This window comes from Nocardia sp. NPDC004718 (genome assembly GCF_053601535.1).
On record NZ_JBSGCA010000005.1, the window covers coordinates 180,285 to 204,722 of the forward strand.

Below are 24,438 nucleotides of genomic sequence, written 5' to 3' on the forward strand. Positions count from 1 at the left end.
CTAGATTCCCCGCCATTCTCCCCGACCCCTCCGACAACCCCGCAGGTTACCGGCCTCTCCCGCAGGGCGCGGGTGCGGCAGCGACCGGATGCAACGCCGGAACGGCGCGATGTCTTCCCGCGGACCGCGCCGGGACGGCTCAGCCGCGCGCGAGCGCCCGTTCGGCGAGCGCGCCGACGACCGGGGCGAGCGTCGTGGCGTAACCGCTCGTCAGGTGATTGTCGTCACGGTAGACGAGGGTGTTCCCGACGATGACGGGACACCGGGCGGTGGTGCAGAACAGCGGGGTCAGATCGGCGTACTGGCCGCCGCCCGCCGCAGCTGCCGCGCGTTCGGCGGCGATGCCCGCGTCGTCGACCGCCACCGCTCGGGTGGGGGCGCATGCGGAGGCGTCGGCGATGTGCTCGGCCACGCACGCCGGCACGGTGGCGTGTGGATCGGGGATGCCGCCGAGCACGAGGACGGCCGCGCCCGACTCGCGCAGCTGGGCGACCAGGCGACGCACGCCGTCGATCCACGCCGGGTCGTAGGTCACGAAGCCGAAGTCGCCGCCGTAGCGGCGGGACATGCCGACCACGATCAGCCGGGGCCGTTCGTGCCGCAACCGGGTCATGATCTGCCCGCGCCACTGTTCGCATTCGGTGTACGTCCGACCCAGGTAGGGACTGGTGATGGGCAGATCGAGCAGCGGACAGGTGACCTTCGCCATGGTCTCCAGCCGCCAATGGTGCGCTACCGACATGTGCTCGAACGCCGGTTGCCACATCGCCGCGTGGGAATCGCCGACCAACGCGACCGTGGTGGCCGAATCCGGATCGCCGGACGCGCACTCGCCCTGGCCCACGTCGGGCCAGGAACGAAAGCAACCGTTGTCGAACACCTCCGCTCTGTCGCCGCGCGCGTTCGACAGCGGGGGTGTGAGGTTCGACGGGACCTCACGGATCTCGGCCGAGGCCGCGACCGCGGCCCGGGTCTGCGCGGTCAGCTGCTCGACCGCCGCGTCGTAGGGGTCGGCGGTGGGAGTGGCCGGTGCGGCCGGTGTCATCAGCACGAGGCTCTGCGCCGCCGCGCCCCGCCCGACCGGCGCGGGCACGACCACCAGCAGCACGAGCGCCACACCGATGGCGAGCGCGGTGCTCACACCACCGCAGGCGAGACTGAGCCCGCCCGAATCGCGCAGGCGTGCGGCGAAGCGAACCGGATCCTCGATCAGCCGCTGGGTGAGCACGGCGAGCCCACCGGCCATGGCGACCGCGCCCAGCGCACCGACCAGCCCGAGGGGGCGGCCGAGCGCATGCGGGGCCAGCACCAGCACCGGCCAGTGCCAGAGGTACCACGAGTAGGACAGTCTGCCGATGGCCTGCATCTCGGGCACTGCCAGGACGCGACCGACACCGAATCGGGTTGCGGCGCAGCCACTTGCGATGACCAGGGCCGCGCCGAGCACGGGGAGCAGCGCCGCGACGCCGGGATACGGGGTCTTCTCGTCGAGCCGAAGACAGGCCACGACGACCAACCCGGCCCCCGCCCATCCCGCGCAGGTGGACACCGATTTCGGCGCGCGGGCCCAGAAGGCGGCCGACAGCGCCACCATGCCGCCCGCCGCCAGTTCCCACGCCCGTGCGGGCAGGGCGAAGAACGCCCACGGTGGCAGGGTCCGGGTCCAGGTCAGCGCGACCGCGAAGGACAGCGCGGCGACGACGAGGAGGACGATCAGATACGGCAGCGCCGTGGCCGAACCGCTCCGACGCCGTCGCACCAGCCATGTCGTCATGAGCAGCAGCGCGGGCCACAGCAGGTAGAACTGCTCCTCCACGCCGAGCGACCAGAAGTGCTGAAACGGCGAGGGCGGCGCATCCGCGGCGAGGTAATCGGTGCCCTCCAGGGCGAACCGGTAGTTCCCGGCGTAGAGCGCGCTCGCGATCCCGTCGCCGAGTACCCGGCGGGCTTGCAAGGGCGGCAGGAGCACGACCGCGGCGATCGCCGTGGCGACCAGCACGACACCCGCGGCAGGCAGCAGCCTGCGAGCCCGCGCGCCGTAGAACCGCACCAACTCGACCGTGCCGGTGGCCGCCGCCCCGCGGTACAGCATGCCCGTGATCAGAAAGCCGGAAATGACGAAAAAGACGTCCACACCGACGAATCCACCGCCGATCCCCGGCACACCGGCATGGAAAAGCACCACGGCCAGTACCGCGACCGCCCGCATTCCCTCGATGTCGGGTCGAAACGCCGCCCCCGGCGACACTCCGTCGAGTAGCTTCGCCCGCCGATTTCCCAACCCGCTGACCGTGGCCGCCATGCGCAGCATTGTCATCGGTCCCGCCGGGCAAGTCCTGCCGACGCGCCGCCCTTGAAGCCCCTTGGCCTGCATCTTTGCCGCGCTCGGCCCTTCGAGGTCTCGACCCGTCCAGCGGGTGTCGAGTGGACCGCGACAAGGAGCGGTGGGGCGGGCGAGGATCGGGGCATGATCGAGATGGCTGCGGTGGTCGGGGTCGCGGTGGCGGCGTTGGGGATGGTGCTCACGCCGGGGCCGAACATGATGTATCTGGTGTCGCGGACGGTGTCGCAGGGGCGACGGGCCGGGTTGGTGTCGTTGGCGGGGGTAGCGGCGGGGTTCGGGGTGTATCTGGCGGCGGCGACAGCGGGGATCACAGCGGTGTTCGCGGTGGTCCCCGGCCTGTATCTGGCGGTGAAGCTGGCGGGAGCCGCGTACTTGGGGTGGCTGGCCTGGCAGGCGCTGCGACCGGGCGGCGTCTCGGTCTTCGCGCCCGCGGCGCTGTCCGCGGACCCCATCCGGCGGTTGTTCACGATGGGGCTGGTCACCAACCTGCTGAATCCGAAGATCGCGATCATGTACATGGCGCTGATCCCGCAGTTCGTCACGCCGGAGCACGGGAAAGTGTGGTTGCAGAGCCTGTGCCTGGGCATGGTGCAGATCGCGGTGGCGCTCACCGTGAACGGTTTGATCGTCCTCGGGGCGGGCGGCCTGGCGACGTTCCTCGCCGCCCGCCCCCTGTGGCTGCGCACTCAGCGATACCTCACCGGCACGATGCTCGGCGCCATCGCCGCCTTGCTCGCCACCGACCGCGCCCGCCCCATCCCGGCCTGAGCCGAACGGCCTCGACTCAGCGCCGATCGGCCGGGTTCGCCAACCGGTAGCGCAGTTCCACGAACTGACCGGCCTGCTGCACCGCGGTGAGCCGCATCCGGCTGGAAAGGATGCGCCGCGGCAGCAGCGGGGCGCCCGCGCCCAGCGTCACCGGAGCGACGCTCACCATGACCTCGTCGAGCAGGCCGGCGTCGGCGAATTGCCCGGCCAGGTCCCCGCCCCCGACGATCCAGATATTGCGGGCACCGGCCGCCTCGGCCATCTCCCGGTGCACCGACTCGACCGGCCCTGCGACGAACCGCAGATTCGCGTCCGGTATCGCGGGAAGATCCCGGTGGGTGAAGACCCAGCACGGGAGGTCGCCGTAGTACTTACTCCAGTTCTCCGGTGGTTCGTTCGCCACGACCCATTCGTAGGTGGTCGCGCCCATGCACATGGCGCCTACCTGCGTGAGGAAGCCCGCGATGCCCGCCTGCGCCTCGTCCGCTCCGTCCACCTCGAAAAGCCAGGTGAGCGAGTTCTCCGTGTCGGCGAGATATCCGTCGAGACTGGTTGCCGTGTAGTACTGAGTTGCCATGCCGTGCACGTTGCCAGCGAAACATGACAGTCCACGTCATGGTTCTGGATCAACCGTGACGCAACCGGCGGACCCCTTCGTCGAGCGTTTCGTCGCGCTTGCAGAAGGTGAACCGCACCAGATGACTCCAGGCGGCCGTGTCGTCGGCGAACGCGCTGACCGGCACCGCCGCGACGCCGAGCCGCTTGGGCAACTCACGGCAGAAGGTCAGGCCGTCGGCGGCGCCGAGCGGCGTGATATCTGCGACGACGAAGTAACCGCCCGCGCTCGGGTACACCCGCAGACCGGTATCGGCGAGCGCCGCGGAGAGGCGGAGCCGTTTCTCCGACAAGGAGTCCCGCAGCTTGCCGACCCACTCCAACTCGTGGTTGATCGCGTGCGCGACGGCGGGTTGGAACGGCCCGCCCGCCACGAAGGTCAGGAACTGTTTGGCGGCGAGCACCCCGTCGATCAGGTCGGCGGGCCCGCACGCCCACCCGGTCTTCCACCCGGTGACGCTGAAGGTCTTCGCCGCGCTGGAAACCACGACCGTCCGCTCGGCCATGCCAGGCAAGGTGGCCAGGCTGATGTGCTCGGCGCCGTCGTAGACCAGGTGCTCGTAGACCTCGTCGGTGAGCACCAGAATGTCGTGCTCGCGGGCGATCTCGGCGATGGCGAGCAGGTCCGCGCCTCCGAGGACCGTGCCGGTCGGATTATGCGGCGAGTTGACGATGAGCATCCGGGTGGCCGGGGTGATGGCCGCACGCAGACTGTCCAAGTCCAGGACGAACCGATCCCCGTCGGCCACCAGACGCGCCGTGCGCCGTCGGGCGCCGGCCAGTGCCACGGCCGCGGCATAGGAGTCGTAGTACGGCTCGATCAGCACTACCTCCTCGCCCGGCTCGACCAAGCCGAGCACCGCCGCGCTGATCGCCTCGGTCGCACCCACGGTCACCAGCACTTGCGAATCGGGATCGTAGGAGGTTCCGTAGCGCCGGGCCCGGTCGTCGGCGACGGCTCGGCGCAGCACCGGCATACCGCGTCCCGGCGGGTACTGGTTGAGTCCGTCCGCGATGGCGCGGCGCGCCACTTCCAGCATGCTCGCGGGCCCGTCGGTGTCCGGGAACCCCTGGCCCAGGTTGACCGCGTCGTGCCGAACGGCGAGTTCGGTCATCTCGGCGAAGATGGTGGACGCGAAAGGGCGCAGACGGGCAACGGTCGGATGTCGCGAGGGCATACCCGGAGACTAGTCCAGCGGTCCACCTCACAAACCGGGCTCAACCCAGCCGGACGCCACCCAGCTTGGCCGGATTCGCCACGTCGTAGGTGCCCCAGACCAATCCGTCCCGAACCGTGAAGCCGACGACTCGCGCGGGATAACCGCCCCTGCCCTCGGTCTCCGGACGCGCCGCGACGCTGATACCCAATTGCCCGTTCACCGAGACGAACGCGTACACCTGCGAGGCGTCCTCGAGCCCGTACTTGCGCACCAGGCCCAAATAGAAACGAGCGATGCGATCCGCGCCGTGCAGGACGTTGATCGCGGTGGCGGTGGTGCCGTTGGCATCGCCGATCATGATCGCGTCCGGATGCAGCGCCGCGGCGACGGCGGCCACGTCACCCGCGCTCAGCGCGACGAGGAAACGCTGCACGGCGGCCTCGTGCTCGGCGTCGGGCACCGGTTGCGGCGTCTGCGCCACCGCCTTGCGGGCACGCACCGCCAGCTGCCGCGCCGCGTCGGCGGAGATGCCGAGGATGTCGGCGATCTCGTCGAACGGCACCGACAACCCGTCGTGCAGCACGAAGGCCACCCGCTGCGGCGGCGTCAGGGTGTCCAGCACGATCAGCGCGGCGAACCGGCACTCCTGCTTGCGCACCACGGCTTCCAACGGGTCGGGAGCGCTCGACGGTGTGCGAGCGGTGACCACGGGTTCCGGCAGCCACTGGCCCACATAACTCTCTCGCCGCGCCGCGGCGCTCCGCAGACGATCCAGGCAGATCCGGCTCACCACGGTGGTCAGCCAAGCTCGCAGATCATCGATCTCGGACTGGTGCGCGCCCGCCAAGCGCAACCAGCTCTCCTGCACCGCGTCCTCGGCATCGCCGACGCTGCCCGTCAGTCGATAGGCGACCGAGAGCAGATGCGCTCGATGTGACTCGAACAGGTCGGAAAGCAGCGCGGCAACCATCGACGGGAAGTCTACGGTCCGGTTCGCATCATCCCGGCATCGGCGGCCGGCGCCGGACAAACCGGATGATCCACTGTGCTGTAGACCGAAGCGGGCCTCGCGTTCGCGCCACCTGCCCAGCTGACTTGCGTCGGCGGTTTCCCGGCTCTGATCAGCGCTCGCGGCGCTGCCGCACCGCCTCCGCGAGGCGGTCCAGCTGCACGGCGGTGGTCTCCCAGTCCAAGCAGGCGTCGGTGATCGACTGGCCGTAGGTGAGCTCATCGGCGTGGCCGAGAGTGAGGTCCTGGCGTCCCGCGATCAGGAAGCTCTCCAGCATCACGCCCACTACGCTCGACTCGCCCGCCGCCAGCCGCCGTGCGATGTCGGTGACCACGTCGGCCTGCTTGTTGTGGTCCTTGTTGCTGTTGCCGTGGCTGGCGTCCACCACGATCCGCTGCGGTAGCGACGCCTTCTCCAGCCGCAGGCACGCCTCGGCGACCGAAGCCGCGTCGTAGTTCGGCCCGGTGCTGCCGCCGCGCAGGATCACATGGCAGTCCGGATTGCCGGTGGTGCGGATGAGCGCGGAGCGTCCGTCGAGGTCGGTACCGGGAAACACATGACTGGCCGCCGCGGCGCGCACGCCGTCCACCGCCACCTGGACGTCGCCGTCGGTGCCGTTCTTGATGCCGACCGGCATCGACAGCGCGCTGCTGAGCTGGCGGTGCACCTGACTGGCCGCGGTGCGCGCGCCGATCGCGCCGTAGGACACCAGATCCGCGATGTACTGCGGCGTGATCGGGTCAAGGAACTCACAGGCCACCGGAAGACCGAGGGCGGTGATGTCGACCAGCAGCTTGCGGCCGAACCCCAAACCGGTGTTCACGTCGAACGATCCGTCCAAGTGCGGGTCGTTGATCAGGCCCTTCCAGCCCAAGCTGGTGCGCGGCTTCTCGAAGTAGACCCGCATCACCACGTGCAGTCGATCGTCCAGCTCCGCGGCCTTGGCCGCCAGACGGCGCGCGTAATCCAGTGCGGCGGCGGGGTCGTGCACGGAGCACGGGCCGACGATCACCATCAGGCGATCATCCACGCTGTTCAGCACGTCGACGGTGGCTTTGCGTCCCGCACGGACGGTGTCGGCGAGGGCATCGGTGATCGGGTGCACCCGACGCACCTCCGCGGGCGAGCGCAGCGGGCTCACGTTGAGGGTGCGTTGATCATCCAGATCCGAATGCCGTGCGTCGACGTCGGCTGCGGTTGTCATGTCGTGGGTTCCTTTTCTCGGGGCCGACCCACGGATGAGAATCCCGTCGAGCCGGTCCATCGTCCGGCTCGGGGTGGAAGTTCGTCAGCGCACGCGGTTGCCGCAGACCAGCCCACCCAGGGCCGGCTTGCTAAACCAGAAATACACGCGCTGCACGTCAGGCACAGTACCAGTCCGCATCCGATCGGTGAACTGTGTTATCTGCCACGGTGTGTTTCGACGGGGAGCGGACCCCCAAGCGCCGTTCGCGGCCCACGTGACAAAGGGCCTCGAACGGCGCGGGCGATGCCGGACGATCCGGCTCATCCCCACTGACCGGGCACGTAATCACCGGCCGGGGTGCGGGCGATGACGTTCATCCGGTTCCAGGCGTTGATCATCGCGATGGCGGCGATGAGGGCGGCGATCTGGTCGTCGTCGTAATGCTTGCGCACCTCCTGCCACACCGCGTCGCTGACCACGCGTCCGTCGCCGATCCGGGTGGCCTCCTCGGTCAGCGCCAGCGCGGCGCGCTCGGCCTCGGTGAAGACGGTGGCGTCGTGCCAGGCGGCGACCAGGTTGAGCCGCACGGAGGTTTCGCCCGCGTGCGCGGCGTCCTTGGTGTGCATGTCGGTGCAGTAACCGCAGCCGTTGATCTGGCTGGCGCGAATCTTCACCAACTCGTAGGTCGCTGCGTCCAGGGTGGAATCGTCGATCACCTTGGAGGCCATGGTGAGCCGCTTGATGAAGCTGGCGCCGACCGGGCTGGCGAAGAGTTCGAAGCGCTGTTCCATGATGTCCGTCCTTTGTCGTCCCCTGTGGGTTCACAAGGAGGACGACGCGGAAAGACGGAGTGTGACAACGACTTATGAGACGTAGGTCACATCGCGTCCACGGGAAGGACTGCGGTCATTTCGTGAAGTCGTAGGTGACCCCGGTCAGTTTCTCGGACAAGTCCCACAAGTCGGCGGCCACCTTCTCGTCCCTGGACGCTTTCGACGACCCGGACAACCCCGGGTACCCACGCATGCCACCCAGGCCGGTGGGTCCGTAGTAGCCGCCCGGCTGGACGTCGGTGGTCGCGGCGAACAGCGTCGGCAGCGCGCCCATCGCGGCGCTCTGCGCGAGCAACCGGTTGCCGACCCACATCACCCGGTCCAGGAAAGACTCGGTGTGCGACTGCAATTCAGTGGAGGCATAGCCGGGATGCGCGGCGACCGAGAGTTTCCTGGAGCCCGCGGCCGTCAACCTGCGCTGCAGTTCGCGAGCGAACATCAGGTTGGCCAGCTTGGCCTGCCCGTAGGCGGCCCACCGCTGATACTTGCGCCGCTCCCAGTTGAGATCGTCCAAGTCGATCTTGCCGACCTGATGCGCGCCGCTGGAGACGGTGACGATCCGGTCGGAGATCTTGTCCAGCAGCAGGCCGGTGAGCGCGAAGTGACCGAGATGGTTCGTGCCGACCTGTTTCTCGAATCCGTCGGCGGTGCGGCCTTCGGGCACAGCCATCACGCCCGCGTTGTTGATGAGCACATCGATCCCGTCGACGCTCTGGGCGAACGCGCGGACCGAATCGAGATCAGCCAGATCGAGTTCGCGAACCTGCGCCCGGTCGCCGAGTCCGGCGGCCACCCGCTCGCCTTTGGCCACGTTCCGGCAGGCGAGCACCACCTCGCCGCCCGCCGCGGCCAGCGCGCGCGCCGTCTCGGCCCCCAGGCCACTGTTGGCCCCTGTCACGATGAACTTCCGGCCGCTTTGGCTGGGGATGTTCGAGGTGTCCCACCTGGTCATGCCGGAAAGTCTAGTGCCCGGCGGCACCCGGCGGCAGGTTCGAACACGCCCGGGCGACGGCATTCACCCGACGCCGGAAGCGTCGCGGCGACGGTGCCGCCACCGGCCGGAATCGATGATCATGACGGCGCCAACCCAGCCGTGAAGTAGGGTTGCCTAACCTATATAAGCGAACCTTTGCTCGATTTGTGAGGCAGACGTGACTTCCACACCGACCGGGTCCGCGCATCGCGACGGCTACGTACCTTTCCCCGCCGACGCGGCCGCGCAGTACCGAGCCGCGGGCTACTGGGCCGGGCGCCCGCTCGACGATCTTCTGCGCGCGAGCGCACACCGGCATCCCCAGCGCCCCGCGCTCTTCGATGCGGAGGGCTCGCACAGTTACGCCGACGTCGACGCCGCCGCGGACCGGATGGCCCACGGGCTGCTTGCGCTCGGCATTACTCCCGGCGACCGCGTGGTCGTCCAGCTACCTAATGTGCCCGAGTTCATGACCGTGTTGTTCGGCCTGCTGCGCGCCGGAATCATCCCCGTCTTGAGTCTGCCCGCGCATCGCCGAGCCGAAATCGAGCATCTGGCGCGGCTTTCCGACGCGGTCGGCTATATCGTCGCCGACCGGGCAGGCGATTTCGACTACCGCGAACTGGCCTCGACCGTGCGGGACGCGGTGCCGTCACTGCGCCACGTCCTGGTGCTCGGCGAGCCGGGGCCGTTCACCGACCTCACCTCGGTACCGCGCGACGGCGGCGAACTGCCCGAGATCGATCCGGGCGATATCGCCCTGATGCTGGTCTCCGGCGGAACCACCGGCCTGCCGAAACTCATCGCGCGCACGCACGACGACTACGTCTACAACGCCACCGCGAGCGCCGAGGTGTGCGCGTTGACCGAGCAGGACGTCTATCTCGCGACACTGCCCGCCGCGCACAACTTTCCGCTGGCCTGCCCCGGCATCCTCGGCACCGTCGGCGTGGGCGGCGCGGTCGCCTTCGTCGGCGACCCCAGTCCGGAAAGCGCGTTCGCCGCGATCGAGCGGCACCGGGTCACGGTGACCGCCGTCGTGCCGCCGCTGGCCCAACTCTGGTGCGCGGCCACCGAATGGGAAGAGGCCGACCTGAGTTCGCTGCGCCTGCTGCAGGTGGGCGGCGCACGACTGGCCGAGGTCAATGCCAAAGAAGTGACCCCGGCGCTCGGCGCGACCCTGCAACAGGTATTCGGCATGGCCGAGGGCCTGATCAACTACACCCGGCTGGACGATCGGGCCGAACTGCTGCACACCAGCCAGGGCCGTCCGCTCTCGCCCGCCGACGAGATCCGCGTGGTAGACGGCGACGGCAACGATGTGGCGCCCGGCGCTGAGGGCGAGCTGCTGACCAGGGGGCCGTACACGATCCGCGGCTACTACCGAGCGGCCGAGCACAACGCACGCGCGTTCACACCGGACGGCTTCTATCGCAGCGGAGATCTGGTCCGCCGCCTGCCCAGCGGGCATCTGGTGGTGTCCGGCCGGATCAAGGACGTGATCAATCGCGGCGGCGAGAACGTGTCGTGTGACGAACTCGAGGAACATCTGCTCGCCCATCCCGCGGTCCGGCATGCCGCCGCCGTCGGGCTGCCCGACGCGGTGCTGGGCGAAAAAGTTTGTGCCATCTTGGTCGTCGATGGTGAGATGCCCACGCTGGCCGGGATCAAGTCCTTCCTCACCGCGCGCGGGCTGGCCACCTACAAACTGCCGGACGTGCTGCGCCGCAGCGACAAGCTGCCGATCACCGCGGTCGGCAAGATCGACAAGAAGGCGCTGCGCGCCGAGTCCTAGATCGACGGGCAGCGCACCACCGGTGCGCTGCCCCGTACCGCCTCAGGCCTTGACGACGTAAGGCGCGATGCTGCCCAGCTTCTCGCAGGTCTCCTCGAACTCACGCTCCGGCCGGGACTGACCGACGATGCCCGCGCCCGCGCGCAACCAGGCTCCCTCCGCGTTCTGGTACACCGCGCGCAGCACCAGGGTCGCCTCCAGCGCACCGGTCGGCGCAACGGTCACCACCGCACCGGAGTACAGCCCGCGCGGGTCGTGATCGAGCCGGAACACCGAGTCGACGCCCTCCCGCTTGGGGATTCCCGAGGCGGTCACCGACGGAAACAGCACCTCCAGCGCGTCCCAGCTGGACCGGTGCGCGGCCAGCCGCCCGCGCACTGTGGACGCCAGATGCTGCACGCTGCCACGCTCACGCACGGCCATGAAGTCCGACACCGCGGGGGTGCCGGGATCGGCGACCGCCGTGATCTCCGCGAACGAGGTCTGCACCGAAATGGCGTGTTCCACGATCTCTTTCGGATCGGTGATCAGATCGGCCCTGGCGGCGAGATCGGCCGCGGCGCCGCGGCCGAACGCGCGGGTGCCCGCCAGCGGCTCGGTGGTCACCACCCGATCGTCGTCCACCGACGCGACCAGTTCCGGACTGAAGCCCGCCGCTTCCAGGCCGCCGAGCCGCAGCAGGAACGACCGTGCCGGAGTGTTGTGCGCGCGCCCGAGCCGATAGGTCGCCGGAACATCAACGGCGAACGGCAGATCGACTTTCCTGGACAGAATGACCTTCTGATAACGCCCGGCCCGGATCTCGCCGACCGCCTCGGCCACCCGGTCCCGGTAGCCGGTGGGGTCGATGCGGATGTCGGCCGGATGCGCCTGCGGCAGTCCGGTGTTCTGCGACTGCGCGATCAGCTCGTGAATGTCCGCCATCTCCGACGGCGTCGCACCCGATACCCGGATGCCGAATTCGCCCACCCTGACCTCGATGCGGGGAACCATCAGGTGCGCCAATGCGGTGCGCGAATCGAGGTGCTCCGTGGCGTCGAGCGCCCACGCGCAGAACTCGAATCCGATCCAGCCGTACGCATTCCGCCCGTCGAGGGGCAGCGCGCCGAGCGCGCGGTCGATCACCGCCGCCGGATTGCCATCCCACCGGCTGGTCGTGGTCTCCGCTTGCCAGGTGACGCGCAGCTCTCGCACATCCAGTTCGACACTGCCGAGCGGATCGGCGGCGAACACCCATTCCCCCGGACGCTCGTACATCACGTACTCGCCGAACCGATCCGCCCCCGCCAGCCGGGACATCGCTGCCGCCGGATCGGTCACATACTCAATCCGCAGGCGTTCCGTGGTCGACAACGATCCTCCAAAGCTAACCCTAGCCTAACTTATAGAGGTAAGGTTAGCATTACCTCCTTCATCGTACCGGTGTGCTCGCGGCCACAACGCGGACGCCGAGAAATCGCTTCGAGCTGGATGATTCGCGCCTACCGAGTTCTTTCGTCCGGGCTTGCGCCGTTCACGTCGGCGCCCGCACACGAACTCGCTGCGCCGACTGCCTGCGCGGAACAGACCCGCCGAGATTGAATAGTGGGAAGCGCCACCTGCGGAGGGAAGAACATCGATGATCGATCACCGCGGCGATTCACCCGCGACAGTCCGGCCCGGGACCACACCGCGATCGGTGGTGGCCCTGATCGACGCCGCCTCCGGAGTGGAACGCGAACTCGTCGGCAAGTGGCTCGCCGACGGCGGGATCAGCGCCGAGTTCGGTACCGACGCGCCGGTCACCCAGCTGGATCTGGACGCGGGCGCCGTCGCCGCACGGCTGGTCGGCAGGCGCGACGACCCGCTGGTGGTGCCGATCCGCGTGCTGTGGCTGCCGCAGGAACGTGACGGCGTACGCCGTGTCACCTTCGGCGATCTCGCCCTGCTGACCAACCCGCGCAAGCCCAATCGGCTGGTACAGCGCAAGCTGGTGTCCAAGTCACCGGACCGGCACGTCGTGCTGACCGGCGCGCCGGCCCGGCTCAGCGAGTTGCGCGTGAACAATCCGGAGGCTTCGGCGCTCTACGACAAGGGCACCGCCGAACCGTTCGCCCGCGCCGTCGTGCGCGCGGCGGTGGTGGCGCTGGAACGCGCCGAGCGCACCATCATCGGCGACCGGTACAAGGTGCCCAAGCTGGTCGCGGAGGAGATCCTCGACTCACCCGACTTCCTGCGCAGGCTGGAAGTCATCGCCGATCAGATCGGGGCGAGCCCGCACGAGGTGTACCGGCGCGCGGAGAAAGCGCTCAACGAACTCGTCGCCGCCCAGAGCAGGCTGGTTTCCGACCTGTTCACCCAGGCCATGCGCCCGGTGCACGCTTCGACCTGGAATGTGGACTTCGACGAGTCCGGCCTGACCGGCTTGCGCGACCTGAACCGCCGCTTTCCGCTGGTGTTCCTGCCTTCGCACCGCTCGTACGTCGACGCGTTCGTACTGGGAGACGTGCTGGCCCGCAACGACTTCCCACCGAACCACGTGATCGGCGGCGCGAACCTCAGCTTCTGGCCGATGGGCCCGATCGCCCGGCGCACCGGAACGGTGTTCATCCGGCGCAGTTTCGGCGACGACGAGGTCTACAAGGCCGTCGTCGAGGAGTACTTCGCCTACCTGCTGGCCAAGCGCTTCAACCTGGAGTGGTACTTCGAGGGCGGCCGCACCCGCACCGGCAAGCTGCGGCCCCCGCGCTACGGCTTGCTGAACTACCTCGCCGCGGCGGTCCGTTCCAACCGCGTCGATGACGTCATGCTGGTTCCGGTCTCGATCACCTACGAGCGGCTCAACGAGCTCGGCGCCATCGCCACCGAGCAGGAGGGCGGCAAGAAGAAACCGGAGGGCCTGACCTGGCTGGCGCGCTACATCCGCAGCCAGCAGCACTCCGCCGGGCACGTGTACGTCCGCTTCGGGGAGCCGCTGTCGGCCCGCGATCGTCTTGCCGCACATGGCGACCCGCTCACCGCGCCGCCGCTGACCATCCCCCTGCACCATACCGAGCCGATTCCGGCGCCGCGCACGGAAGCCGGGGTCGTCGACAGCGAGCCGCCGGAAATCGCCGAACTGGAACGAAAGGCCGTGCAGCGGCTCGCGTTCGAAGTCGCGGTCGGCATCAACGCGGTCACCCCGATCACCGTCAGCGCGCTGGTCACCCTGGCTCTGCTGGGCGTGGACGGGCGCGCCCTCACCCTCGGCGAGGTGCGCACGGTGCTCAACCCGGTGCTCGGCTATATCGACAAGCGCGAGCTGCCGGGCGGCGAACTCGACGCGCTGCGCGACGCACAGGGCCTGGCCGTCGTGCTGGAACAGCTTTCGCTGGCCAAGGTGGTCACGGTGTATCGCGGCGGGGTCGAGCCGGTGTACTCGATCGAGCCCGGCGCGCATCTCGAGGCCGCCTTCTACCGCAACAGCGCCGTGCACTGGTTCGTCAACCGCGCCATCCTCGAACTGTCCATCCTGGCCGGGGTCGACAACGGCGACGCCGACCCCCTGAAGACAGGGTGGGACGAGGCATTCCGGCTGCGCGACCTCCTGAAATTCGAGTTCTTCTTCCCCGATCGCGGCGAGTTCGCCGATCAGATGGTCGCGGAAATGCTGCTGGTCGATCCGGACTGGTACAGCCATACCCGCAGCGACACCCTCAGCTCCGACATCCTGGCAAGGCTCACCGCCTCCGGGTTCACCATGGCCCACCGCGTGCTGCGCTCGTTCATCGACGCGCAGTTGGTGGTGGCCGAACGGCTGGCCGCCCGGGACGCGGGCGACGAGATCGACCGCAAGGAGTTCATCACCGAATGCGTGGCGGTCGGCAAGCAGATGATGCTGCAGCAGCGGTTGCACAGCCCGGAGTCGGTCTCGACCGAGCTGTTCACCAGCGCGCTGAAGCTCGCCGACAACTACGGCCTGCTGGAGACGGTGTCCGACGACGAGCCGGAGGAGCGCCGCGCCGAGTTGATCGAGCGAAGGAACGAATTCGCCGAGCGCCTGCGCACCATCGGCGCCCGCATCGCGCAGGCCGCCACGCTGGATCCATCCAATCGGGAGACGTCGTGACCGACGCGCGCGCCGACCTCGACGCCGCGCTCGCCGCCATCCGCTCCGGTCCGCAAGGCGGCGCGGTCGCCGCGATCTTCGATTTCGGCGGTACGGTCGTCGACGCCCCGAAATCGCGCCGGCTGCGCCGCAAGCCCGCCGATGTGCTGCTCGGCGGCATCCGCGATCACATGACAGACGGCGAATACAGCCGGTTCCTGCGCGAGTTGTCCGAGGCGCTGGCCGGACGCTCCGAACAGGAGTTGGACGACCTGGGCAGACGCCTGTTCCAGCGCACCGTCTACGGGTACCTGTATCCCGAAGCTTGGGAACTGATCCGCGCCCACCGAGCAGCCGGGCACACCATCGTGCTGGTCAGCTCACTGACCCGATTCCAGGTGGTACCGGCGGCGGCGCAATTGGGCATCGAGCACGTGCTGTACACGCCCATGGCCACCAGCGGCGGTGTGCTCACCGGCCATCCCGATGGGAAGGCGCTGTGGCACAACGGCAAAGCCGAGGCGGTGGCTACATTCGCCGCCGCGCGCCAACTGGATCTCGAGCACAGCTACGCCTACGCCGACTCGATCGCCGACCTGCCCATGCTGTCGCTGGTGGGGCATCCGGTGGCAGTGAACGCCGACGACGCGCTCAGCGGTGCCGCCGACCGGCAGCACTGGGCCACGTTGACGTTCCGGCCGCGCCGCGCGCCACGGGCGAGTGATTACGTACGCACCGCCGCGGGATTCGCCGGGCTGCTCGGGGGCGCGCTGTTCGGCGTCGCGTCGAAAGCGCCCACCCGGGACCGGCAGCGGATGGCCGACGCGCTGATGGCGCACGCGGCGCGCAACACCCTGCGCATCGCGGGCGTGCGCGTGCGGGTCACCGGCGGCGAGCACGCGAGATCGCCGCGGCCCGCGGTCTTCCTGTTCAACCATCAGAGCCAGTTCGACATCATCATCGTGCCCGAAGTGCTCGGCGGCGGGGTGACCGCGATCGGTAAGAAGGAACTGACCAAGAATCCGGTCTTCGGGCCGCTCATGCGCTTCGTCGGCGTGACGTTCATCGACCGCGCGAACACCGCTCAGGCCAAGGCGGCGCTGCGGCCGGTGGTAGAGACCCTGCGCGGTGGCTTGTCGGTCGCGGTGGCTCCGGAAGGCACCCGTTCCTACACCCCCGAAGTCGGGCCGTTCAAGAAGGGCGCATTCCACATCGCCATGCAGGCGGGCGTGCCGGTGATCCCGGTCGTCATCCGGAACGCGGGCGAGATCTGCTGGCGCAACGCGATGGTTGCCCGGCCAGGAACAGTCGACGTGGCGATACTCGACCCGATCGACGTCAGCGCGTGGGAGCCGGGTGATCTGGACGACAACGTGGAGCGGGTCCGCCAGCTGTTCGTAGACACGCTACTGAATTGGCCGCACTGATCGGCACGGCGTCGCGCCACGACGGCCGCCGGTCGTGTGGCCGCTCACCCTGGCCGCGCTCTGGCCCTAACTATGGACCGACACATCCAGCCCCGTTCCGTCGAGAAGCGAGACCCATGGGCCGAAGCTCAGACCGCGCGCCCGAACAGCAGCTTCCACGGCATGAGCGCCGACTCGAGCTGCACCTTCAGGCTCATCTTGGACGCGCCGAGCGTCCGCTCCTCGAAGCGGATCGGGACCTCGGCGATCGCGATCCCCTTCTTGATGGTCCGGTAGTTCATCTCCACCTGGAACGAATACCCGTTGCTGCGGATGGAGCCCACGTCGATGGCGCGCAGGGTGTCGGCCTTCCACGCCTTGAAGCCCGCGGTGGCGTCCTTGACGCCCAAGCGCAGGATGAAGTTCACGTAGAAATTGGCCCAGGCCGAAAGCGCCTTGCGATACCACTTCCATTCCGCGGCGGTCGAGCCGCCGGGCACGTAACGCGAACCCAGCACGACGCCCGCGTCGGTGCCGGAGAGCTTCTCCAGCATGGCCGGGATTACTTCGGCGGGGTGCGACAGGTCGGCGTCCATCTGGATCACGACGTCCGCGCCTTCGTCCAGCGCCCGAGTGATGCCCGCGACGTATGCCCGGCCGAGTCCGTCCTTCTCGGTCCGGTGCAGCACACCGACCACGTTCGGCAGTTCGGCGGCGAGCTTGTCGGCCACCTCGCCGGTGCCGTCCGGCGAGCTGTCGTCCACCACGAGTACGTGCAGGTCGGGCACCGGCAGCGCGGTCAGCCGCTCCACCGCAACCGGCAGATTTTCCCGCTCGTTGTAGGTCGGCACAACAACGGTAACCCTCAAGGGTCGCCCTCCCTGCTGATCCTGGTTTCCGCTCGCAGCCCACGCCAGGACCTCCGAGCATTCGTCGAGTTCTGGAGAACCGTACTCGATACACCTGATCGCGACCTGAGCGGCCGCACCCGGTGTGACGCGGTCCGAGCCCTCGACCTGCGGCTCAAGATCAACTTCACCGCCCGGGGGAACACCAGGGGCGCGTCACTCCCCGTCCCGCCAGGCCCGATCCCGGGCGTCTTCCCGCTCGTTGCGCGCGTGCGCGATCTCCAGCGCGCGCTCGGCCGTCGCTTTGTCCGGGTACGGCCCCATCCGGTCGCGGAACCAGCACTGCCGCCCTTGCTCGGCCCGATTGTGCTTCAAGCAGTAATACCAGCGCTCAGCCATACCTCCAGCATCCCACCGAATACCACCGCTCAATCGCTTTTCCGTTCACCATCCGTTGCCCGGACTCCGCAATTCACGGCCAGAGGCTTCGGTAATGGACGAGCGCGTGGCACAGGACGACCACACCGAAGATCGCGAAGAGTACGCGCACCGAAGCAGGTCCGTACGAGCTGATAATGCGAACGATTTTCCGATACATCCGCCGCGCGCCGGTCGTACGCCGCGTCGCGAGGCCGAGTATCACCAGCGGCGGCAGCAATGCCAACGCGCAATACGCGACCACGATCAGCGGCCACAACGTCGGTAGCGGATTCCGTGCGGAGATCATCGCGAGTCCGGCCAGATAGGGAACCGCGGTCGGCGCCTGTGCGATGCCGATCGCCACGCCGAGGCCGGCGAGCACCCATGGTTGCCGCCGTAGCGCGCTCGCCCGCTCCGGCGTCGCCGTACCGGCCATTCGAATACTCGCGAGAGCGATCAGCACCACCCCCGCGAGGAGTTCTCCCCGATACCGCACCGTCGGCGTGACCTCGAAGTCGAACAGATCGGTCAGAAAACCGATCCCCAGGATCGTGCAGATGCCGAAGGCGGTGGTGACCGCGAAGACGCCCGCCAGCAAGCTCAAACCGCTCACCAGCGGCGAGCGACGGCTCAATCTGCTGTCGTAGACCACCGCCGTGGTGACGCCGATCAGCAGCAGGTCGAGCGAGTCGAGGAAGGCGAACCCCGCGAGAGCGAGGAGAAGGATCCACATGGCCGCGCCAGCCTACCCGCGCCCTACAAGCAACCGCGTAATCCCGAACCCCGATGCGCGACTGTGCGATTCGCCATATCGAATCGAGCGGTCAGCGCGCAGAGAGCAACGCCACACCGGACGACGATCAGCCGTCCGCCCGCGCGGACGAAGGAAGCCACCAAGCGAGAGAGTCGGGCGACGCAGACCCGTGAACAGGAATTGACCACATAACGAAACGAGCCCGGCTCACGCTTTCCGTGAACAGGGCTCGCCAACAAGTGGAAGTGGCCAGGGCCGGGATCGAACCGGCGACCTTCCGCTTTTCAGGCGGACGCTCGTACCAACTGAGCTACCTGGCCGCAGGCACCCGAAGTGAATGCCATACGCGAAACGCCGGATATCTCCGGCGCTTGCTTGCGACCCTGACGGGACTCGAACCCGCGACCTCCGCCGTGACAGGGCGGCGCGCTAACCAACTGCGCCACAGGGCCATGCTCTGCTACCAACGATCCATGGATCGTACCCCCTACGGGATTCGAACCCGCGCTACCGCCTTGAAAGGGCGGCGTCCTAGGCCGCTAGACGAAGGGGGCTCGTCCCGGATTTCTCCGGACCGGCTTTCAACGGCTGTCCGTTGGGAGCTGGGATAGCTTATGACAGACCGGAGTCGAATCCCAAACCGGCTGGTCAGAGGCTCAAACCGAGCTCTTCCAAGCGCGCGTGGGCACGCCACCCGTCGCTGCGGAACTTCTCCAGCCATTCCGGGGTAGCCATCGCCTCCATCACGACCTCGAGCGCCTCCTCGAACCGCGCCCGCAGATCGACCTGCCCGCCGAGCAGATCCACCATGTACCGCTGACCGGCCAGTGCCGCGGCGAGCGTGCGGGTGAACCGGTCGGGATCGGCGTCCGCGCGCAGCTGCCCGTGGTCGATCGCGCGGACGGTGAGCACCCTGGTGGTGCGGCCGAGGATGCGGCCGCCACCGGCCTGCACGTCCCGATAGAAGTCCGGTTCGATGATCAGGCGGTACTCGGCCTGCACGATGATGTCGTGCTCGAGTCGCAGCGCGATCTCGTCGACCACCCCGTGCAGGATGTCCAGCGGGCTGAGATCGGTTCGCGCCAGCCAGCGCTCGGCGGAGGCGCGGTAGCGTTCCACCGCGGTCTCCAGCACCGCGCGTGCCAGGTCTTCCTTCGAATCGAAATGGAAGTACATGGCGCCCTTGGTGGCACGCGATCCTTCCAATATGCGGTTGAGCGATGCAGCGGCATAGCCGCTCTTCCCGAACTCAACGGCGGCGGACCTGATAATCGCCGCCCGTGTCCGGCGCGCCCGCTCTTGCTGCCGTGCCATGCTCGAAACGCCTCCGAAGCCTTACTCGCCGCCAATCAGCCACCCCCGAAGGAACGGACCCTCGGCGCGAATTCATGAGTTTTATCAATACGTGGAACCCGGTTTTCGACCGATTGCAGACTTTCGGTACGAAAACGCCCTAAAAACCTGAAACACACCAGCTGGTATAGTTTGCCTGCCCGGGTGCGCCGCAGGGGGTGCGCATCCGGGCATTTCTTCGTTTCGAACGTGCCTCCTCCTGCGGCATCGAGTTCCGTCGAGCCGTGGCCGGCCGGGCCGACCGCAGCACCTTCGGACACAGCAACGACAATCCGAATTCCGTGACGCCGACCGAGTCGACGATTCTTTCGGAATTCACCAAGGCGTCACCGTACCCGGAATCCCGATCCGACACGCGGCAAACCGAGGAGTCAGGTAGCCATCCGATTCCGTTTTCTGTTACGGCAAATGTTCGGCAACCCGATCCACTCATCCGGGTGGTGCGCGAATTCACCAGCGGCTCAAAGTTGTTCACGCGCGCCGACCGACAACCCGGACGACGGGCCGCCGCCCACGTTTCGCCCGCCAACCCGCCCCTCACGCCTTCCCCGGCCACAGCCGTTCACCTCTGCAAATCCAAAGACATTGCCAGCCAACATGTTTGAATGATATCCAGATCCAGCTAAGATGAACAAAGCTGGGTGCCAAGTGTTTACCGCCTGCATCGCCCACCGCGCACGCCGCGTTACCCACCTCCCCGCGTCCGCCCGTCCCACCGGGTCCGCCACGCCGCCCCACCCATCCAGCCCGCCCGCCCGCCGACACGAACTCCCCCGATTGGGGCATACGCCCCCGCCCGCACTACACTGTTGCTCCGCGCCCCTATAGCTCAGTTGGTAGAGCTACGGACTTTTAATCCGCAGGTCGTAGGTTCGAGCCCTACTGGGGGCACAAAGGTCGGGCGTCCGGATCGCTCCGGGCGCCCGACCGGTTTTCCCGGAGTTCGCCGCCGCGCGACGCCGGCCATGCGGCAGTGGAAACGCCGCGTCGAGGCTCTATTACCTGGTGCCGCACGCAACGCTTCGCTGGTGGCGGCTCCGGGGAGCGCGCTCGGCGGCGAGAAGGGCTACACCGCTCCCCGATCACGTTTCACCGGTCACTGTGTGCACAGTCGTCGCCGTAGACGGTGCGAGCGGTGCGGAGCAGGAACCTCGGCCGGAGCGACATCGCCGGTCATCCCCGAACAGCCATAGGGGTCACCACTGTGGAGTGGTATCAGTGGCGTGCCAGTTGGATGTGACGAACAGCACAGTTACCTCGGATAGGACATTCGCCGACCAGAGAGATCGCGTCTCGCGTATCGGTCGGTCATGCGCCGGTTGTGATATCCGCTTGATCGCGGGTGTACGCCGGTCGGCGGAAAAGCCGATGACAGCTCGGCTTGCACAGTAGATACATACGGAGAATTCGCGGCGCAGGACAACCATCGGGTCACGACGGCACAGCTGACGGCCCGGATGTTTCGTTGCTCCACGAACAATCCATGGCGGTATGACCCGATAGTGCCGAGGGCAGTGGCATACGCCGCCGGCCGGCGCATTCGTATAGAAGGACAGGGTTGTCGGCGTAGTGCGATGCGCAGTCGACCGCCGTCGGCGATCGGGGATGAAAAGCCTGCGAAGATCCGACGAGCGTGCGACTGGGGAAGAGCGGCATGAAGGCGTTGGCCTTCGGAGGCGATGGGTGGCGATCGGAGACGCCGATTCCACCGCGATCCATCGCGGATCGCCGGCTCGATCGCGCGGGACGTCACGAAACTCGAGCGCGTGGCGCGCGGGAGACACATGCCGCGATCCCGCCATCACGCCTACGCACTTCCTGCGGGCGCCGACCTCACGACCGCTCTCCACGGAGGGCGTCGTAGGCACCAATTCACAGGAACGTCGCAGCTAGGCTCACCGCAGTTCGCCGACACGCGCAGAACCAGGGCGTTTCGATCCCATATCGGCCACCTGGCCGCCCTTGTGTGTTCGCCCACGTACGGCTAACGCTTCTATCACCGCGTCGATAGACCCATTGCAGCGGTTAGAGCCCATACACTCATGGAGATCACCGAACGGCGAAGAGGTCGTATGAGGTGGATCACCAGAGCATCGATCGCCTAACGGATGCGTTTCGCATCACACCTACGGTGCCGTAAGGTATGGCCGCATCAGTATCGGTCTACCTTGGGATCGACCTGCACGACCGGAAGCACACACTGAAGGGTTCATACATGGCAAGGGATCTGACTCAACTCGAGCTGCTGACGGAGTTGGAGCCGGTTGCCGAAGAAAACGTCAACCGGCACCTCTCCCTGGCAAAGGAATGGCACCCGCACGACTACGTCCCGTGGGACGACGGCCGCAATTTCGCGGCACTCGGTGGCGTGGACTGGGATCCGGAGCAGTCCCGCCTCAATGAGGTCGCGAAGGCGGCCATGATCACGAACCTGCTCACCGAGGACAACCTGCCGTCTTACCACCGCGAGATCGCGGAGAATTTCTCTCAGGACGGCGCGTGGGGTACCTGGGTCGGCCGCTGGACCGCCGAGGAGAACCGGCACGGCATCGTGATGCGGGACTACCTGGTCGTGACCCGCGGCGTCGATCCGGTCGCGCTCGAGGAAGCCAGGATGGTCCACATGACCAACGGCTTCGCCTCCCCTGCGGAAGCCGACGCGGGCTTCCTGCATTCCGTCGCGTACGTCACCTTCCAGGAACTGGCCACCCGGGTCAGCCACCGCAACACCGGCAAGGTCTGTGACGACCCGATCGCCGATCGCATGCTGCAGCGCGTCGCCGCCGACGAGAACCTGCACATGATCTTCTACCGCAACATGTGCGGTGCCGCCCTCGACCTGTCTCCCGACCAGGCGATCGAGGCGATCACCCTGATCCTGGAGAACTTCCAGATGCCGGGCGCGGGCATGCCCAACTTCCGCCGCAACGGCGTGCTGATGGCCAAGCACGGCATCTACGATCTGCGCCAGCACCTGGAGGAAGTGGTCCAGCCGGTGCTGAAGAAGTGGAACATCTTCGAGCGCACCGACTTCACCGCCCGCGGCGAGGCGGTCCGCGAGCGCCTCGGCCTCTTCCTGGACAAGCTGGGCAAGGACGTCATCAAGTTCGAGGAACAGCGCGACCGGATGCTCGCCCGCGAGGCCGCCAAGCGCGACCGCGCGATGGTCGGCAGCTCCGTATAGAACCCGCGGAACAACAGCAGGCGCCGCCCCGGAAGACCGAGGGCGGCGCCGGTGCGCACGGCCCGGTGGCGCGCGACATGCGCACCGGGCGAACGACCCGCTCCGGCCGACTTACGTGCGCAAATGAGACACTGGTCGGCGTGACGATGACTACCGAGGCGATGACGAAACTGCGGATCGGGCCGTATCCGGTCGATCCGCCGGTCGTGCTCGCGCCGATGGCGGGCATCACGAATCTGGCGTTCCGTAAGTTGTGCCGGGAATTCGGCAGCCCGACCTCGATCTACGTGTGCGAGATGATCACCGCGCGGGCGGTGGTGGAGCGTAACGAGAAGACGCTGCACATGATGTCCTTCGACGCCGACGAGCATCCCCGCTCGATGCAGCTCTACGGCGTCGACCCGGCCACGCTCGGCGAAGCGGTGCGGACCATCGTGGGCGAGGGCTGGGCCGACCACATCGACCTCAACCTGGGCTGCCCCGTGCCCAAGGTCACCCGCCTCGGCGGCGGCGCAGCCCTGCCGTACAAGCGGTCGCTGTTCCGGAGCATCGTGCGCGCGATGGTGAGCGCGGCGGAACCGGCGGGGGTCCCGGTCACCGTGAAGTTCCGCATCGGCATCGATGACGACCACCTCACCTATCTGGACGCGGGCCGGATCGCCGAAGCCGAAGGCGCGCGAGCGGTCGCGTTGCACGCGCGCACGGCCGCGCAGCGGTACTCGGGCCAAGCCGACTGGACCGCGATCGCCCGGCTCAAGGAGGCGGTCACCTCGATTCCGGTGCTCGGCAACGGTGACATCTTCTCCGCCGCCGATGCCGTCCGCATGATGGACGAAACCGGGTGCGACGGTGTGGTCGTCGGCCGCGGCTGCCTCGGCAGGCCGTGGCTGTTCGCCGAGTTGCAGGCGGCGCTGCGCGGTGAGCCGCTGCCGGAGGCGCCCGACCTGGGCCGGGTCGGCGCGGTGCTGTACCGGCACGGCGCGCTGCTGTCCGAGCATCTCGGCGAGGAGAAAGCCATGCGCGATCTGCGCAAGCACATGGCGTGGTACCTGATGGGCTTCCCGGTCGGCTCCGACCTGCGACGCGCGTTCGCCACCGTGGGCAGCCTCGCGCAGCTGGAAGACCTCGTCGGGCAGCTCGACCCGACTGTCCCCTTCCCGGTGGACGCGGAGGGTCCGCGCGGTAGGCAGGGCTCGCCGGGCAAAGTCGCGCTGCCGCACGGCTGGCTCGACGATCCGGACGATCCCGCGGTGCCTCGCGCGGCGGATGTGATGCACAGCGGAGGGTGATACGGCAATCGCCCAGCGAACAATGGCGTCAAACCGTTGTGACCTGTTCGATTTCGCCGCGGGGTGGCCTGCCGTGGCGGAATCGTTATCATTGCGGGATCGGTGCCGCCGGTCCGGTATGACCCAGGCGGAAAGCAAGACGAAAAGCGAGGTTCGTTGGTGGGTGACGATCGGCACGGGCGTTCGCCACGGCCCGGAGGTCGCGCCCCGTGGGAGCGGTATCCCGCGGCGGACTCCCCCGACCGGGACGCCGCACCCACGTCTCGTCGTTCCCGCCATACCGACGCCACTCCGGACCAAAGTTCCGCGCCGCTGACGGTTCAGGATCTCGTCCAGCGAGTCGACAACGAACGCACCGGCCGCCGCGGTCGCCGCGCGGAGTCCACGCCGCCGGACCCGGCCGCCGCGCCGAGTCGAGGCCGCCGCGCGGAACCC

The 24,438-nt window shown here is 68.0% G+C and carries 19 protein-coding genes, 4 tRNA genes and 1 pseudogene; 9 read left to right on the top strand and 15 right to left on the bottom strand.

Features of this window, described 5'->3' with window-relative positions; genetic code table 11:
* Positions 1 to 139: 139 nt before the first annotated feature.
* The gene (locus ACWEH3_RS06270) at positions 140 to 2,302 is read right to left on the bottom strand and encodes an acyltransferase family protein (RefSeq protein ID WP_450022304.1); all 2,163 of its coding nucleotides are present in this window, start codon (positions 2,300 to 2,302) and stop codon (positions 140 to 142) included.
* A 165-nt stretch (positions 2,303 to 2,467) separates the two neighbouring features.
* Between ACWEH3_RS06270 and ACWEH3_RS06275 the strand changes: the two genes are divergently transcribed.
* Entirely contained in the window at positions 2,468 to 3,112 is a 645-nt protein-coding gene (locus ACWEH3_RS06275; protein ID WP_450022302.1) for a LysE family translocator, read from the top strand.
* A gap of 16 nt (positions 3,113 to 3,128) precedes the next feature.
* Here ACWEH3_RS06275 and ACWEH3_RS06280 read toward each other — a convergent pair whose 3' ends face one another.
* The 6 genes from ACWEH3_RS06280 to ACWEH3_RS06305 form a co-directional block, all read right to left on the bottom strand.
* Positions 3,129 to 3,689, bottom strand: coding sequence for a dihydrofolate reductase family protein (locus tag ACWEH3_RS06280; RefSeq protein WP_450022300.1), 561 nt, complete (start codon positions 3,687 to 3,689; stop codon positions 3,129 to 3,131).
* 49 nt (positions 3,690 to 3,738) lie between these two features.
* Positions 3,739 to 4,905: a pyridoxal phosphate-dependent aminotransferase gene (locus tag ACWEH3_RS06285; protein ID WP_450022298.1), complete on the bottom strand. Its 1,167-nt coding sequence runs from the start codon at positions 4,903 to 4,905 to the stop codon at positions 3,739 to 3,741.
* A gap of 40 nt (positions 4,906 to 4,945) precedes the next feature.
* Positions 4,946 to 5,857: a sigma-70 family RNA polymerase sigma factor gene (locus ACWEH3_RS06290; RefSeq protein ID WP_450022296.1), complete on the bottom strand. Its 912-nt coding sequence runs from the start codon at positions 5,855 to 5,857 to the stop codon at positions 4,946 to 4,948.
* Positions 5,858 to 6,008: 151 nt separating this feature from the next.
* On the bottom strand, positions 6,009 to 7,100 hold the full coding sequence (locus ACWEH3_RS06295; protein WP_450022294.1) for a 3-deoxy-7-phosphoheptulonate synthase: 1,092 nt from the start codon (positions 7,098 to 7,100) through the stop codon (positions 6,009 to 6,011).
* A 302-nt stretch (positions 7,101 to 7,402) separates the two neighbouring features.
* Positions 7,403 to 7,873, bottom strand: coding sequence for a carboxymuconolactone decarboxylase family protein (locus ACWEH3_RS06300; protein ID WP_450022292.1), 471 nt, complete (start codon positions 7,871 to 7,873; stop codon positions 7,403 to 7,405).
* 115 nt (positions 7,874 to 7,988) lie between these two features.
* A complete protein-coding gene (locus ACWEH3_RS06305; protein ID WP_450022290.1) occupies positions 7,989 to 8,867 on the bottom strand; it encodes an oxidoreductase in 879 nt (292 codons plus the stop codon).
* A 199-nt stretch (positions 8,868 to 9,066) separates the two neighbouring features.
* Here ACWEH3_RS06305 and ACWEH3_RS06310 point away from each other — a divergent pair, with 199 nt between their 5' ends.
* Positions 9,067 to 10,683: a (2,3-dihydroxybenzoyl)adenylate synthase gene (locus ACWEH3_RS06310; protein WP_450022288.1), complete on the top strand. Its 1,617-nt coding sequence runs from the start codon at positions 9,067 to 9,069 to the stop codon at positions 10,681 to 10,683.
* A 42-nt stretch (positions 10,684 to 10,725) separates the two neighbouring features.
* Here the strand turns inward: ACWEH3_RS06310 and nbtS are convergent, their stop codons facing one another.
* Positions 10,726 to 12,036 (bottom strand): nocobactin biosynthesis salicylate synthase NbtS, encoded by a 1,311-nt coding sequence (gene nbtS, locus ACWEH3_RS06315; RefSeq protein ID WP_450022286.1) that lies wholly within the window; start codon positions 12,034 to 12,036, stop codon positions 10,726 to 10,728.
* Between the two features lie 265 nt (positions 12,037 to 12,301).
* Between nbtS and ACWEH3_RS06320 the strand changes: the two genes are divergently transcribed.
* Together ACWEH3_RS06320 and ACWEH3_RS06325 are read left to right on the top strand one after the other, a co-directional pair.
* Positions 12,302 to 14,770, top strand: a complete 2,469-nt coding sequence (locus tag ACWEH3_RS06320; protein ID WP_450022284.1) for a glycerol-3-phosphate 1-O-acyltransferase — start codon at positions 12,302 to 12,304, stop codon at positions 14,768 to 14,770.
* A complete protein-coding gene (locus tag ACWEH3_RS06325) occupies positions 14,767 to 16,176 on the top strand; it encodes an HAD-IB family hydrolase (protein WP_450022282.1) in 1,410 nt (469 codons plus the stop codon). Before ACWEH3_RS06320 ends, ACWEH3_RS06325 begins: the two co-directional genes overlap by 4 nt.
* A gap of 128 nt (positions 16,177 to 16,304) precedes the next feature.
* On the opposite strand, the gene ACWEH3_RS06330 is transcribed toward ACWEH3_RS06325, so the two are convergent.
* From ACWEH3_RS06330 to ACWEH3_RS06360, 7 genes are all read right to left on the bottom strand, one after another.
* Positions 16,305 to 17,024, bottom strand: a complete 720-nt coding sequence (locus ACWEH3_RS06330) for a polyprenol monophosphomannose synthase (protein ID WP_450022280.1) — start codon at positions 17,022 to 17,024, stop codon at positions 16,305 to 16,307.
* A 195-nt stretch (positions 17,025 to 17,219) separates the two neighbouring features.
* Positions 17,220 to 17,402: a hypothetical protein gene (locus ACWEH3_RS06335; protein WP_355075016.1), complete on the bottom strand. Its 183-nt coding sequence runs from the start codon at positions 17,400 to 17,402 to the stop codon at positions 17,220 to 17,222.
* A gap of 73 nt (positions 17,403 to 17,475) precedes the next feature.
* Complete coding sequence (locus ACWEH3_RS06340; protein ID WP_450022277.1) at positions 17,476 to 18,156, bottom strand: GAP family protein; 681 nt, start codon at positions 18,154 to 18,156, stop codon at positions 17,476 to 17,478.
* A gap of 267 nt (positions 18,157 to 18,423) precedes the next feature.
* Positions 18,424 to 18,497: transfer RNA gene (locus tag ACWEH3_RS06345), tRNA-Phe, on the bottom strand.
* Between the two features lie 58 nt (positions 18,498 to 18,555).
* A tRNA-Asp gene (locus tag ACWEH3_RS06350) sits at positions 18,556 to 18,629 on the bottom strand.
* Positions 18,630 to 18,658: 29 nt separating this feature from the next.
* Positions 18,659 to 18,731: transfer RNA gene (locus tag ACWEH3_RS06355), tRNA-Glu, on the bottom strand.
* Positions 18,732 to 18,825: 94 nt separating this feature from the next.
* On the bottom strand, positions 18,826 to 19,491 hold the full coding sequence (locus tag ACWEH3_RS06360; RefSeq protein ID WP_355077042.1) for a TetR family transcriptional regulator: 666 nt from the start codon (positions 19,489 to 19,491) through the stop codon (positions 18,826 to 18,828).
* A 197-nt stretch (positions 19,492 to 19,688) separates the two neighbouring features.
* Between ACWEH3_RS06360 and ACWEH3_RS06365 the strand changes: the two genes are divergently transcribed.
* From ACWEH3_RS06365 to ACWEH3_RS06385, 5 genes and pseudogenes are all read left to right on the top strand, one after another.
* Entirely contained in the window at positions 19,689 to 20,135 is a 447-nt protein-coding gene (locus ACWEH3_RS06365; protein WP_450022275.1) for a hypothetical protein, read from the top strand.
* Between the two features lie 213 nt (positions 20,136 to 20,348).
* A tRNA-Lys gene (locus tag ACWEH3_RS06370) sits at positions 20,349 to 20,421 on the top strand.
* A gap of 1,324 nt (positions 20,422 to 21,745) precedes the next feature.
* Positions 21,746 to 22,714, top strand: a complete 969-nt coding sequence (locus ACWEH3_RS06375) for an acyl-ACP desaturase (RefSeq protein ID WP_450022273.1) — start codon at positions 21,746 to 21,748, stop codon at positions 22,712 to 22,714.
* A gap of 161 nt (positions 22,715 to 22,875) precedes the next feature.
* Complete coding sequence (gene dusB / locus ACWEH3_RS06380; RefSeq protein ID WP_450022345.1) at positions 22,876 to 24,003, top strand: tRNA dihydrouridine synthase DusB; 1,128 nt, start codon at positions 22,876 to 22,878, stop codon at positions 24,001 to 24,003.
* Between the two features lie 159 nt (positions 24,004 to 24,162).
* Positions 24,163 to 24,438: pseudogene (locus tag ACWEH3_RS06385) on the top strand (LCP family protein); the annotation flags it as partial.